The organism is Fulvimarina manganoxydans, from assembly GCF_900176465.1.
GTDB classification, from domain to species: Bacteria; Pseudomonadota; Alphaproteobacteria; order Rhizobiales; family Rhizobiaceae; genus Fulvimarina; species Fulvimarina manganoxydans.
Map to the genome: position 1 here is coordinate 157,514 of NZ_FWXR01000006.1, position 14,075 is coordinate 171,588.

The following is a 14,075-nucleotide window of genomic DNA, read 5'->3' on the forward strand; positions in this document are numbered from 1 at the left end:
GGTCCTCGGATCGGTGGGCTGTGCGTTTAGGAGCGGTCGCGTGGAAAGCGCCGCTTGACGGCTTCATCTAGAACAGTTCCAGGGAAAGGGGAACCGGCCGGCCTGTTCGCCGCCTCTATCGGGAGATCTCGGCCTCTATATCGACCTGAGCCGAATCCACCGCCCCATCGGCCTCGACCGGCTCCTCCGCCGGATACCAATAGCGGGCGGCATCCGCGTCCCGGTCGATCAGGACGAAATTGTTGGCGAAGACGCGGTAGGGGTGGCTCCACTCACCATCCGGCCATTGAACGCGGATCTCCGCGCGTTCGGCGACGCCTAGGCCGAGATGGACGAAGCCGTTCGAGCCCGAGGCATGGCCGCCGCCCACCTTGATCGTGCGCATCAATGTCTTGGTGCCGACGCGCACGGCAAGCTTGGCGCCAAGGGCTTCGCGATTGGCGCCTTTCTGGGCGAGTTCGACTTCGAGGAAGTTGCCCAAGGGGCGCGGTCCAAAGGGGCTGGCGCCGCCGAGATTGCGGAAGAGGCTCGCCTTGCCGCCGCGATTGACGACGAGAAGGTCGAGGGCGCCATCCATGTTGAAATCGGCGACGAGCGCGCCCCGACCTTTGGTAGGGCGTGCAATACCGGCCTCGCGGCCGCGCTCGGTGAAGCGGCCATCGAACCCGCCCATCAGGAGATTGTCGGGATCGAAGGCGGCGAAATCGGGCATCGCCTCCACATTGCCCTTGGCGATAAAGAGATCGAGGGCGGTGTCGTTGTTGAAATCGGCGAATTCGGCATGCCAGCCGGTCGAGGGTTTGCCTTCGTCGCCCTCGTAAGGCCGATGCGCGGTCGCGCCGCGGTCAAAGGCCTCGTCCTCATAGGCCGGCGTGTCCTCATAGGTTCGGTCGAGTACCTGGAGCTTCGTGTCGCCCATGGAGGTGAGGGCGTATTCCGGCCAGCCGTCGCCGTTGAGGTCGGCTTCCGCGATGCCCATGCCCCAGATCGACAGATGCTGCCAGCCATCGGCCTTGCGATAGGGGCGGGCAGGTCGGCCCGGCTCGACGCGCCAGAGCTGCTCCTCGCCGCCGCGATAATACTGCCGGTCATTGGTGATGCGAAGCGCCGGCTCGCCGCTGCGGTTCCAGTCGGTGAAGAGCATCGAGAGCGCGCAAAAGCCCGGCGAGAGGCGCTGTGGCTCGGAATAGTCCGGTTCCTCGCGGCCCTTCATCGGGCGCATCAGCATATTATCTGCGCAAGTGCCCCAGGGCGATCCGGGCGCGGATCGGTCGACATAATTGCCGAAGGCGAGCGTCGGATAGGACAGGCCGGGCTCGAAGGTCGCCGAAAAGGCCGTTGTCCAGTCCCGGCCCGGATCGATGGCGAAGGCGCGCGTCGCATCCTCGAAGCGGCAGTTTCCGAGCCCTTTCAGGATGTGGTTCGCCCCGACGCGCAACAGGACGAGGTCCTTGATACCGTCCTGGTCAATGTCGAGCGCGTAAGCGCCGGTGACCTTGGTCAGACTATCCGCGTCGACCCCCGTCTCGGCGGGCTCGAAGGCGAGCGCCCCGCCAACGGCTGAGCGATTGCGGAAAAGCTGAGCGGTTTCCTTGCCACCGGCCAGGAAGACATCCTGTTTGCGGTCGCCGTCGCAATCGAAGGCCGCGCCGCCACCGCCCACGAAAAACTCCCAGGGCCCGTCATAGACATGGGAGATGCCGGCAGCTTCGGCCTCCTCGTTGAGGACCGGCGTATCGGCCGAGAAGGGGGGCGGCGCCTCCTGTGCCTTCGTGCCCATTGTCATCGCAAAGCCGAGGAGGATGGCAACGATCACATGGGTCACGTCTTCGCCGACCCGTGAGAGACGTTGCCCAAGGGGCGGCTGAGCGGGAAAGCTCGGCGAGATGAGGGTTGTGGCCGATCGGCGTTCCTCCCGCAAACGCCCTATTTGTCCCCTCATCGCCTGCCGGCACTTCTCCCCATGGGGGGGAAGCCGCAGCTTCCCTGTTCGGCTCTCATCCGTTAGCGGCACAATGTGTGAACATCGTAGCCCGTCATTTCCAGAGAGGGAGGCTCCAGTGCAACGCTTCATTGTGCAACCCTCAACGTCTTGAGCCAGGCGATCAGCGCGGAGCGATCCTCTTCTATCAGCGCGTCATAGGCCTTGGCGCTTGCATAGGCTTCGCCGCCATGGGCGCGGATCACCTCGTCTAGCGTCGTCATGTCGCCGCGATGGCCATAGGGCGCGGTATCGGCAAGGCCCCAGAGCTCGGCGGTCATGAAGACGTCGCGTTCGACGAAGCGCTGGGCGAGGGTCTCGTTGCCGAGGGCGGATTGGCGCTGATCGGCGATGCGGTGGCGCTTCAAGTCGCCGAAGAGCGGCACGAGAACACGGCCCTTGTCATCACGCGGCAAGGTATTCGCCCAGTCGAGAAGGGACAGGTCGTAGATCGCCGGGGTCTCGATATCGCCAAGCCGTAACGTGCCCGCCGTATCGAGGGGGCCCGGATCGGAAAAGGCGAGGCTGTCGAGCGGCAGATGCGGGCGGTGACAGCTTTCGCAGTTCAGATCGGCGAAGATCTCGCGCCCTCGTGCGGCCGCTTGCCGCCAGGCCTCGTCACCGGGATCGGTTTCCAGCGGGGCGGGCAGGGCAGCCTGAAAGGCGACCATGGCCGAGACCGAGCCTTCGCCGAATTCCTTCGCCTTACCATCACGATCGAAATCGTCGGTGGCCGTCCAGCGGGCGCCCCAGCGCTCGTCGGGCTGGATGCCGTGATGCTGGTTGAGGGCGTTGACGGTGAATTGGCGCAAGGAGGTCATCACGCCCTTCTGGGTGAAGGGGCGGAGGACGAGATCCGGATCGACGCCTTCAAGGCCGGCAAAATCCACCGAGCCGTCGGGGAGGGCGGTCAGGAAGCCGAAGGAGATGCCCTTGCTGTCGAGCCTGGCCTTTACCGGCTCGCCGCTCTGCCGAGCGTTCTTCAAAGCCTTTGTTCGCGCGGCCTTCAGATCGGCCGACATCTCCCGGGCGAGAAGCTCGACGAGCCCCGCGCCGAAGAGATGGTTGGTGCCGCGCTCGTTCGAGAATTGCGGATCGAGCGTGTCGAAATCCGCGCTTTCGAAGCCTTCCGAAACGAAGACATTGCCGACGAAGCCGCCGGCCCCGCCCGTTATCGGTTCGTTGTGGCAGGAGGCGCAGGCATTGGCATCGGGACCGGCGAGGCGCTGGAAGTCATGTTCGACGGGTCGTCGATGGGCCGTCGGAATGATCGCCTGGGTCGCATGCGGGCGTCCCGCCCCGTCGAGCGTCGTGAAGCGGGCCTCGAAGAATTCACGGCCCTTCTCGATGAGGGCTTCGAGATCGGCTTTCGACAGCCGGCCGACCAATGTCGCCTGATCGACGGGCTCGCGGATCGCATGTTCCGACCAGGGCGGCGTGTCCGCCGACAAGGCCGGAGAAGTGAGCATGAGACTCGCTGTGGCGAGGCCGGCTCCGGCCAGGGTTCGCATCCACATCATTCTGCGGCCTCCGCATGGCGCCCGGGACTGCGGGCAAAGCGTTCGTCGATCCCGGCAAGCGCATGATTGGTCGCTGCCTCGAAGACGAGGGCATCGACATCCTCCTCGACGCTGAAGGGAACGTCCGCGCCCTGTTCGGCGATGGAGCTTTCCGCGATGCCTTTTCGGATCGCCGGCTCCATCAGGTCGATCGCATGGGCGCCGACGCCGGTGAAGATGATCGGTAGAGGGTCGATGATGGTGAAGAGGCGGCCGAGCCCATAACCGATGGCGATTCCTGCCTCTTCGAAGGCTGATCGTGCGTCGCCTGGCGCCTTGCGCGCGTCCTCGGCGAGGCGATGGATTTCGGCATCGCTGATGCGGCGGTCGATGATTTCCGAGGCCGGCCGTCCCAGCGCCCGCCGCCAGATGGCATAGTCTCCGGCATAGGCCTCGACGCAGCCCGAATTGCCGCAGCGACAAGCCGCGCCCCCTGGCACGTGATTGATATGGCCGAATTCGACGGCCGAATTGGTGCCGTCCTGAAAGGTGCGCCCGCCGATCCTCAAGCCCATGCCGACACCAAAGCCGATGAAGAGAAAGGCGAAGTCGCGGGCGTTGGTGCCGCCGCGCCAGCGAACGCCTTCCGGCATCAGCGAACAGTCGTTGCAGACGCTGATCGTGGCGCCCAACGCCTGTGCGAGCTTTGGCCCGACCACCAGATCGCGATGCTTCATGGCCGGCGACCAGACGATGCGACCGTCTTCCGCATCCGTCTTGCCCTGGACGGCCAGAGTCAGGCGCTCGGTCTTGGGGTGCCCAGCACGCTTCACCAGTGCCTCTGCTTCGCGAACCAGATCAGCGATCGCCGCCACCATGCGATCGGCGTCGAGATCGGCGATTGTCATGGTGCGATGGACATAGGCGAGAGGCTGGCCCGCATAATCCGACACACGCACGGCCATCTCGCCGACGGCGATCTTCACGGCAGCGACGGTCGCCGCGCTTGGCTCGAAGCCGAGCCGGCGCTCGGGACGGCCGCGCTTCAGGCCCCGCTCGTCGTCCGGGATCTCGATCAGAACACCGTCGCGGATGAGGGCTGCCGTGATCGCCGAGGCCGACGAGACCGACAGGCCGGTCGCCGCGCTCACGGCACGGCGCGTCGAGACGCTGCTTCGGCGCAATTGGTCGATCACGACGCGCCGGTTATGGGCGCGCACGCCCTCGGCATCGGTCTTGGCGAGCATGTGCTGTCTAGTCCTCCCGTCATTCGTCCCGGTCTCCTCCCTGGGGCGACGACGGACGCAAGTTGACAGAGTTATGAATTGCTGTCACCATTTTTTCCGAGGCTTGGAAAAAGTCTCTGACCGGCGCGGAGGAACGGCGTCGGGGGAGTGACGAAGGCGTTGCGACGCCAGGGAGGATACAAGATGAAGACTTTGAAGCTCGCGCTTGCCGGCGCGGTGTTCACGATCGCTGGCGCCACCACGGGCGCGATCGCCCAGGACGGCCCGACCGTCGGCGTGTCCTGGTCGAACTTCCAGGAAGAGCGTTGGAAGACGGATGAGGCGGCGATCAAGGCCGCTCTCGAAGCCGCGGGCGCCAGCTACATCTCGGCCGACGCCCAGTCGTCCGCCGCCAAGCAGCTGACCGACGTCGAGTCGCTGATCACGCAGGGCGCCGATGCGCTGATCATCCTCGCCCAGGATTCCGCGGCGATCGGCCCGGCCGTGCAGACCGCCGTCAACAACGGCATTCCGGTCGTCGGCTATGACCGCCTGATCGAAGATCCGAACGCCTTCTACCTCACCTTCGACAACAAGGAAGTCGGCCGCATTCAGGCCCGCGAAGTCCAGAAGGTGCAGCCGGAAGGCAATTACGCTTTCATCAAGGGCTCGTCGGCCGATCCGAACGCTGACTTCCTGTTCGAAGGCCAGATGGAAGTCCTGAAGGACGCCATCGATTCCGGCAAGATCAAGAATGTCGGCGAGGCCTATACGGATGGCTGGCTTCCGGCCAATGCCCAGCAGAACATGGAACAGATCCTGACCGCCAATAACAACGATGTCGACGCGGTCGTCGCTTCGAATGACGGCACGGCCGGCGGTGCCATCGCGGCGCTGGAAGCGCAGGGTCTCGCAGGTTCCGTTCCGGTCTCCGGCCAGGATGCCGATCAGGCGGCGCTGAACCGCATCGCGCTCGGCACCCAGACCGTCTCGGTCTGGAAGGACTCCCGCGAACTCGGCAAGCGCGCCGCGGAAATCGCGCTGCAGCTCGCTGACGGCAAGCAGCTCTCCGAGGTCGAGGGCGCCGAAGGTTGGGAAAGCCCCAATGGCCAGCAGCTCGAGGCGATCTTCCTGAAGCCGATCGCGATCACCAAGGACAATCTTCAGACCATCATCGATGCCGGCTGGGTGTCCAAGGAGACCGTCTGCCAGGGCGTCGAGGCCGGCTCGGTTCCGGCTTGCGAATAATCGCCACGGGGCGATGACACGGATGGCCGCAGCTTATGCTGCGGCCATTTTCAAATGCGGCTCTCGACCAAAGCGAGCCGGGCGGGCATGCTGCTCTGAAAAAAAGACGCGGGCAGCCATAAGACGATCCGATCCTTCAAGAGATCGGGCTTCAACCCAAACAAGACCGTGCGATGCGCATTTCGGGCAAAGGCTTTTGAGGCCGGTGCCGCGCGATCGCGAATGGGAGGCGGTATTGAGCGAGGCAACCTCGAATACGACCCCGGCCCGCAGCAGCCCGACGATCGGCGCGGGCGGCGGGTTCAAGGGCTTCATGCGCGCGACCGAGATCGATACGCGCATGCTCGGCATGATCGGCGCGCTGCTGGTCATCTGGGTCGGATTTCACATTCTTTCGGGCGGCACGTTCCTGACCCCGCGCAACCTCTGGAACCTATCGGTCCAGACCGCCTCGGTCGGCGTCATGGCGACGGGCATGGTGCTGGTCATCGTCACCCGCAACATCGATCTGTCGGTCGGCTCGATCCTCGGCGTCACCGGCATGGTGATGGCGGTCGCGCAGACCCAGTATATCTCGCCCTTTCTCGGCTATGATTCCGGCCTCGTCTGGATCGCCACGCTGGCCGTCGGCCTGATCTGCGGGCTGGTGATCGGCGGGCTGCAGGGCTTCGTCATCGCCTATCTCGGCGTTCCGGCCTTCATCGTGACGCTGGGTGGCCTGCTTGTCTGGCGCGGCGCGGCCTGGTGGGTCGCCTCGGGGCGCACGATCCCGCTCACCGACGACAATTTCAAGCTTCTGGGCGGCGGCAGTGACGGCTCGATCGGCGCCACCTGGAGCTGGATTCTCGCGGCGGTCGCGATCGTCCTCATCCTCGTCGGCGCGCTCAATGCCCGCCGCCAGCGCAAGCGTTTCAATTTCGCCCAGAAGCCGCTCTGGGCCGAAGGGTTCACCATCGGCATTTCGGTTCTCGCCGTCATCGCCGCGACGATCATCGTCAATTCCTACCTCCTGCCGGGGCCGCTGGCGCGTCGGTACGCGGAGGCGAACGGCCTCGCCGTGCCCGACGGCGGGCTCGAAATCAGCTTCGGCTACGCGATCCCGGTGCTTCTGTTCATCGGTGTCGGCATCGTGATGACCTTCATCGCAAGGCGCACCCGCTTCGGCCGCTATGTCTTCGCGATCGGCGGCAATCCGGAAGCGGCGGAACTTGCCGGCATCAACACCAAGCGCGTCACCATGATGGTCTTCATGCTGATGGGCATGCTGGCTGCGATCGCGGCGGCGATCTCGACGGCGCGCCTCTCCTCGGCCACCAACGCACAGGGCACGCTGGACGAGCTCTACACCATCGCCGCGGCGGTCATCGGCGGCACATCGCTCGCCGGCGGCGCCGGCACCATCGCGGGCGCCATGCTCGGCGCCCTCGTCATGCAGAGCCTGCAATCGGGCATGGTGCTTCTCGGCATGGACACCCCGCTGCAGAACATCGTCGTCGGCGCGGTTCTCGTCGTCGCCGTCTGGCTCGACACCATCTACCGCAGGAGGGCGGCATGAGCACCACGATGGAGACCATCAAGGATCACGGTCCGGGGCATCATCACGACCATGTCGACCGCTCCGGCCCGCCCCTGGTCGCGATGGAAGATATCTCGATCGCCTTCGGCGGCATCCACGCCGTCGACCACGCCTCGCTCGATCTCTATCCCGGCGAAGTCGTGGCGCTGCTGGGCCATAACGGCGCCGGCAAGTCGACGCTGATCAAGATCCTGTCGGGCGCCTACAAGCGCGATTCCGGCGAGATCTATGTGCGCGGCGACAAGGCGTCGATCTCCAATCCGCGCGATGCCAAGGCCTATGGGATCGAGACGATCTACCAGACGCTGGCGCTCGCCGACAATGTGGACGCCGCCGCCAATCTCTTCCTCGGCCGCGAGATCATGACCCCCTGGGGCACGCTCGACGACGGCGCGATGGAGGCCGAGGCCCGCAAGGTGATGGGTCGGCTGAACCCCAACTTCCGCCGCTTCAAGGAGCCGGTGAAAGCCCTGTCGGGCGGCCAGCGGCAGTCGGTGGCGATCGCCCGGGCGATCCTCTTCAACGCCAAGATCCTGATCATGGACGAGCCGACCGCAGCCCTGGGCCCGCAGGAAACAGCGCAGGTCGCCGATCTGATCAAGGAATTGAAGAAGGAGGAAATCGGCATCTTCCTGATCAGCCACGACATTCACGATGTCTTCGATCTTTCCGATCGGGTTGTCGTCATGAAGAACGGTCAGGTGGTCGGCTCGGCCCGGACCGAGGACGTGACCAAGGACGAGGTCCTCGGCATGATCATCCTCGGCAAATGCCCGCCCGGCGCAACGCCGGGGCCCGGCGCGATGAAGGACTGAGCGCGATGACCTGACGGCGCGGCACTTCAGTCTCGCCGTCATGCCGACCGATATGGATCGCAAACGCCCGGTGCCGAAAGGTGCCGGGCGTTGGTGTTTGAAGCATGGGGATCGTCGTGCCGGCGATGATCGAACCGGCAGAATCCACCCAAAGCGCCAAGTCCACGCAAGCATGAACAGGCGCCGCATTCGCCGATCTTCAGATCGGGCCCTCGCCCTCAGCGGAACGACGCCCTCGACCCGACCGCGCTTCTTTCGAAAGGCGCTGATCCTGGCGCTGCGAGGGGAGGGCGCGCCAATCTTAAGAAGCTTCGATCAAAGGCCTGCCCGCTAAGCCGTCTCGACCGCTGCCAGAGGGGGGCGTTCAAGAGACCTTAGTATTTTTTATCAATCCAATTAAAGCGCTGTTATCGTTAATAAAACGCGTCAGGTCGCACTCGACTTCAGGCTTTTCAGCGCTTTGCCGCGATCAAGCCCAATCCAGTTTTACGCATGATTAACCCTAACGCTTTATCACTCTCCTTGTTCAAGCCGTGCATGAGGCGACGGTGCAAGACTAGCCAGCCATGAGGGGCAGGCACTCGCCAACGAAGGTATCAAGTTATGACGAGTCTCCTCACCAACGTCGCCGCCATGACCGCCCTGCAGACCCTGCAGTCGACGAATAAGGCAATGGAAGCGACGCAGAACCGCATCTCGACCGGCTACCGTGTCTCTGAGGCTTCGGACAACGCCGCCTACTGGTCGATTGCCACGACCATGCGGTCGGACAACAAGGCGATGTCGGCTGTCAAGGACGCGCTTGGCATCGGTACGTCCGTCGTGGACACGGCCTATACGGCAATGACGTCGATCAAGGACGTCCTCGACAAAATGAAGTCGCTGCTGACGACGGCCTCTCAGGATGGTGTCGAGCGCTCTAAGGTTCAGGATGAAATCACTCAGGCCCAGAACCAGCTTAAGAATGTCGCTACCACGGCGTCTTTCGCCGGTCAGAACTGGCTGTCGATCGATTCCAGCGCCACAGGCTATGTGTCGATGCGCGACGTCATTGCGAGCTTCTCTCGGAGCTCCGCCGGCGCCCTTTCGCTGACCACCGTCAAGATCGACACGTCGACCATGAAGATGTTCGACTCTTCTAGCTCCGCGACAGGTGTCCTCGAGAAGGATCTCGCCGCGACGACGACCGCTAAAAGCGGGCGTTTCAGCACCTATATGGGTACCGCTACCAATACGGCCGGCACCGCAACGACGAAGGGTATCTGGGATACGGGTCCCACAGTGACAGCCGGCACGCATGACGTCACGCTCGGCGACACTGACGTTATGAGCTTCACCGTCAAGATCGGCTCCGGCCCGACGACCAAGGTTGCGATTACCAAGTCGATGGTCGACGCGGCACTTGGTTCCACGGATGGCGTGATCGACAGCGAGGCGGACTATGCAGCGGTCCTCAAGAAGGGCCTGGATGACGCTGGCGTTCAGGGTGGAACCTGGGCGATCGCTACGAACTCTTTGACCATCACCACGGCGAACAACAACGAGTCTGTTGTGGTTGGCGCAATCAAGATCGAGAGCTTCGGCGCTGCGGACATCGACATTACCGCTTCCGGTACGAGCTTCTCCGACATCAAGGCATACATCAACATCGTCGACAAGGCGATCTCAAAGGTCACTGCAGCTGCCTCGACGCTGGGTGCAGTCAAGAACCGCCTGGACGTTCAGACCCAGTTCGTTTCCACCCTCATGGACACGCTCGAGAAGGGTATCGGGACGCTGGTCGACGCGGACATGACAGAAGAATCGACCAAGCTCAAAGCGCTTCAAACCCAGCAGCAGCTCGGCGTCCAAGCCCTGTCTATTGCGAATTCTTCCTCGCAGACGATCATGCAGCTCTTCCAGAACTAACGTTCAAACTAGCAAACCAATCTTGGAACGGGCCGCCTTCGGGTGGCCCTTTTCGCGTTTTGCGATCTTTTTGCGCAACGCGCTTTGGGGCTTCGTAACGTAGACCCTCAACGACGCTATTCGCTGCGCCAATGCTAAGCCAATACTGGGGGATTGAGTGTGCGATGGATAAAATTGGCTCACTGGACCGGAGCTGATCGTGCGGTCCGCAAGGCATCCTGAAGCACGTTCATCGACAAACGGAATACCACTCATTCGCCTGTCGTTTTCCGGGCAGTCGCGGTTTGCCTATGGAGTTGGAGCGCACAGCGGTGTCGCCGAACAGACGCGAAGTCCAAGGCGGATCTTCCGAGGCGAGGAAAGAGCTCCATTTGCAAGCGTGGCGTTTAGAATGAATATTCAGATGAATTTAACTGCTTTTTCCGGCTTCCGTTTACCAAGCTTTTTCTCGGACATGCATCGGGTCGCCATTAACTGTCTTTCTTAGCGCCTCGATAAACTCCCGCGTCCACATTGGCCTCATAGCGAGGCGGATGAAACATAACCCGCAAGCATGATGCTGACTTGCTATTCCGGCCGACCCGGACTGTCCCCAAAGTAGCCCTTTATTTGGGACATATTACAATGACGAGCATCAATACCAACGTCGCCGCGATGACCGCCCTGCAGACCTTGCAGAGCACGAATTCGGAGATGGAATCCACTCAGAGCCGCATCTCGACCGGTTACCGGGTCAATTCGGCCTCCGACAACGCTGCCTATTGGTCGATCGCAACCACCATGCGTTCGGACGTCAAGGCTCTCTCGACCGTGACCGACTCGCTCGGCATCGGTTCGGCGACGGTCGACACGGCCTACAATGCCCTGACCTCCACGAAGGACGTCCTCGACAAGATCAAGACACTTCTCACCTCAGCCACTCAGGACGGCGTCGAGAAGTCGAAGGTTCAGGACGAGATCAAGCAGGCCCAGGGTCAGCTGAAGAGCATCGCCGACTCCGCTTCTTTCTCCGGTCAGAACTGGCTGTCTGTTGACTCTTCGGCCAGCGGCTACAAAGCCGTGAAGGAAATGCTGGGCAGCTTCACCCGCTCGGAATCAGGCGCTCTATCCACCGGCTCGATCAAGGTCGATACGGGAAGCCTCGCTCTCTTCGACGCCTCGTCCTCCAAGACGGGCCTTCTCGAGAAGGACTTGGCTGCGACCACAACGGCGAAGGATACGAAGTTCGCCGCCTATATGGGCACGGCGACCAACACGGCCGGTACCGCGACCACGAAGGGTACCTGGGACACAAGCGCGACCGTAACCGCGGGTACACATGACGTGACACTGGGTGACACCGATGTCATGAGCTTTAAGATCAAGATCGGTTCCGGCACGGAAACCAAGGTTTCGATCACCAAGTCCACGGTCGACTCCGCTCTTGGCTCGACTGACGGCGTGATCGACAGCGAGGCCGACTATGCGGCGGTCCTCAAGAAAGCCCTCGACGACTCCGGCGTTCAAGGCGGCACTTGGGCCGTTGCTTCGAACTCTCTGACCATCACCGCCGCCAACAACAACGAAAGCGTCACTGTCAGCGGCTTGAAGGTCGAGAGCTTCGGCGCTTCCGATATCGACATCTCTAAGGCCGGTACGACGTCGGGCGACATTAAAGCCTTCATCAACATCGTCGACAAGGCGATTTCGAAGGTCACGTCCGCAGGGTCCACCCTCGGTGCCGTGCAGAACCGCATCGATCTGCAGTCCGACTTCATCGGCAATCTGAAGAACTCGCTCGAGAAGGGTATCTCCACCCTGGTCGATGCCGACATGACGGAAGAGTCCACCAAGCTGAAGGCGCTTCAGACGCAGCAGCAGCTCGGTGTCCAGGCTCTTTCCATGGCAAATTCGTCCTCGCAGGTCTTGCTCTCGCTCTTCCGCTAAGCGGATATGGCGTAAGTATCGCAACTTCAGAAAAGGGTCCGGCCGGAAGGTCGGGCCCTTTATTCGTATGAATAGCTTTGAGGTTCGTGGTCGGACCGTGACCCAAGGAATTGCGGACGACTTGCAATCGACGGATCGGTTTAAGGAATTAGATGCTGACGCTCACTTCCAGATGAGCAGTGCCTAGCTCATCCCTATATTGTATTTTTGTTAACCATGTTTATTTGCTTTGCATATAAAGCATTCTTTAACCATGAAAATTAGCTGCTTTCTAAGTATCTCAGCCGATATTGGCATCCATAGCGACGCGGTTAAAAACACCCCGTAAGCATGACGCTGAGTTGCTATTCCGGCCGATCCGGACTGTCCCCGCTTCACCCCATGTGATGGGACACTGATTCCAATGAGCAGCATCAATACCAACGTCGCCGCCATGACCGCCCTGCAGACTCTGCAGAGCACGAACTCGATGATGGAAGAGACGCAGAACCGCATCTCGACCGGCTACCGGGTCTCTGAAGCCTCCGACAACGCCGCTTACTGGTCGATCGCCACGACCATGCGTTCCGACACCAAGGCGCTCTCGACCGTCAGTGACTCGCTCGGCATCGGTTCGGCGACCGTCGATACCGCGTACAATGCACTGACCTCGGCGAAGGACGTCCTCGACAAGATCAAGACGCTTCTCACCTCCGCCACCCAGGACGGCGTCGAGAAGTCGAAGGTCCAGGACGAGATCACTCAGGCGCAGGGTCAGCTGAAGAGTATTGCGAGCTCCGCGTCCTTCTCTGGTCAGAACTGGCTCTCAGTCGACTCTTCGGCTAGCGGCTTCAAAGCTGTTAAGGAAATGATTTCGAGCTTCTCGCGCTCCGAAACCGGTGCGCTGACGGTCGGCTCGATCAAAGTGGATACGGGCAGCTTTGCCCTGTTTGACGCTTCGGCCACGAAGACGGGCGTTCTCGAGAAGGACATCACGGCAACGACGGCTGCCAAGGCCACGCGCTTTACGGCTTATGAAGCTACGGCGACCGATACCGCCGGCACGGCAACCACGAAAGGCACCTGGGATTCAGGCGCAACCGTGACCGCGGGCACCCATGATGTCACGCTCGGTGACACCGATGTCATGAGCTTTAAGATCAAGATCGGTTCCGGCACGGAGACCAAAGTTTCGATCACCAAGTCCACGGTCGACTCCGCTCTTGGCTCGACTGACGGCGTGATCGACAGCGAAGCCGACTATGCGGCGGTCCTGAAGAAAGCCCTCGACGACTCCGGCGTTCAGGGCGGTACTTGGGCGATCGCTGCGGGATCTTTGACGATCACGACGGCCAACAACAACGAGAGCATCACAGTTTCTAGCACGGCTGTCGAAAGCTTCGGCGCCTCTGACATCGACATCACGAAGTCCGGCACTTCGGCAGGCGACATCAAGGCCTATATCAATCTCGTCGACAAGGCGATCTCGAAGGTTACGGCTTCCGCCTCCACTCTCGGTGCGGTCAAGAATCGTCTCGATCTTCAGTCGGAGTTCGTCTCCAATCTGATGGACACGCTCGAGAAGGGCATTGGTACGCTCGTCGACGCCGACATGACCGAAGAGTCCACCAAGCTGAAGGCGCTCCAGACCCAGCAGCAGCTCGGCGTCCAGGCTCTCTCTATGGCGAATTCCTCGTCGCAGACGCTGCTCTCGCTCTTCCGCTAAGCGGATCGGCCCTAGAGGCCAGCGCATTCGAGAGGGGTCCGGCCGCAAGGCCGGGCCCCTTTTCGCGTTGGACAGGGCGTCCCAAAGGGACCAGCTTCAGGCCGTTAACCTTTTGTTAACCAGGGGCTCGCGCAAGCTTCAGCCCGCATGTTCACCCCGAGTTAACCTTTCACTGGGTACGAGGCGGGGCA

The 14,075-nt window shown here is 62.1% G+C and carries 9 protein-coding genes; 6 read left to right on the forward strand and 3 right to left on the reverse strand.

What is annotated here, in order from left to right; genetic code table 11:
- Positions 1 to 115: 115 nt before the first annotated feature.
- From B9A15_RS09445 to B9A15_RS09455, 3 genes are all read right to left on the reverse strand, one after another.
- Positions 116 to 1,786 carry a CRTAC1 family protein gene (locus tag B9A15_RS09445; RefSeq protein WP_084409836.1) on the reverse strand — a complete coding sequence of 557 codons (1,671 nt, stop codon included), beginning with the start codon at positions 1,784 to 1,786 and terminating at the stop codon, positions 116 to 118.
- A 284-nt stretch (positions 1,787 to 2,070) separates the two neighbouring features.
- On the reverse strand, positions 2,071 to 3,450 hold the full coding sequence (locus B9A15_RS09450; protein ID WP_244556870.1) for a di-heme oxidoredictase family protein: 1,380 nt from the start codon (positions 3,448 to 3,450) through the stop codon (positions 2,071 to 2,073).
- Positions 3,451 to 3,497: 47 nt separating this feature from the next.
- Positions 3,498 to 4,727 carry an ROK family protein gene (locus B9A15_RS09455; RefSeq protein WP_084409801.1) on the reverse strand — a complete coding sequence of 410 codons (1,230 nt, stop codon included), beginning with the start codon at positions 4,725 to 4,727 and terminating at the stop codon, positions 3,498 to 3,500.
- Positions 4,728 to 4,910: 183 nt separating this feature from the next.
- Between B9A15_RS09455 and xylF the strand changes: the two genes are divergently transcribed.
- The 6 genes from xylF to B9A15_RS09485 all read left to right on the forward strand — a co-directional run bounded on the left by xylF (position 4,911) and on the right by B9A15_RS09485 (position 13,884).
- Positions 4,911 to 5,954 carry a D-xylose ABC transporter substrate-binding protein gene (gene xylF / locus B9A15_RS09460; RefSeq protein ID WP_084409802.1) on the forward strand — a complete coding sequence of 348 codons (1,044 nt, stop codon included), beginning with the start codon at positions 4,911 to 4,913 and terminating at the stop codon, positions 5,952 to 5,954.
- A gap of 235 nt (positions 5,955 to 6,189) precedes the next feature.
- Entirely contained in the window at positions 6,190 to 7,509 is a 1,320-nt protein-coding gene (locus B9A15_RS09465; RefSeq protein ID WP_084409838.1) for a sugar ABC transporter permease, read from the forward strand.
- A gap of 83 nt (positions 7,510 to 7,592) precedes the next feature.
- Positions 7,593 to 8,345 (forward strand): ATP-binding cassette domain-containing protein, encoded by a 753-nt coding sequence (locus B9A15_RS09470; protein WP_084409839.1) that lies wholly within the window; start codon positions 7,593 to 7,595, stop codon positions 8,343 to 8,345.
- Positions 8,346 to 8,948: 603 nt separating this feature from the next.
- The gene (locus tag B9A15_RS09475) at positions 8,949 to 10,253 is read left to right on the forward strand and encodes a flagellin N-terminal helical domain-containing protein (protein WP_084409803.1); all 1,305 of its coding nucleotides are present in this window, start codon (positions 8,949 to 8,951) and stop codon (positions 10,251 to 10,253) included.
- Positions 10,254 to 10,877: 624 nt separating this feature from the next.
- A complete protein-coding gene (locus B9A15_RS09480) occupies positions 10,878 to 12,179 on the forward strand; it encodes a flagellin N-terminal helical domain-containing protein (protein ID WP_084409804.1) in 1,302 nt (433 codons plus the stop codon).
- Positions 12,180 to 12,582: 403 nt separating this feature from the next.
- A complete protein-coding gene (locus B9A15_RS09485) occupies positions 12,583 to 13,884 on the forward strand; it encodes a flagellin N-terminal helical domain-containing protein (protein WP_084409805.1) in 1,302 nt (433 codons plus the stop codon).
- The last annotated feature ends 191 nt before the right edge of the window (positions 13,885 to 14,075 follow it).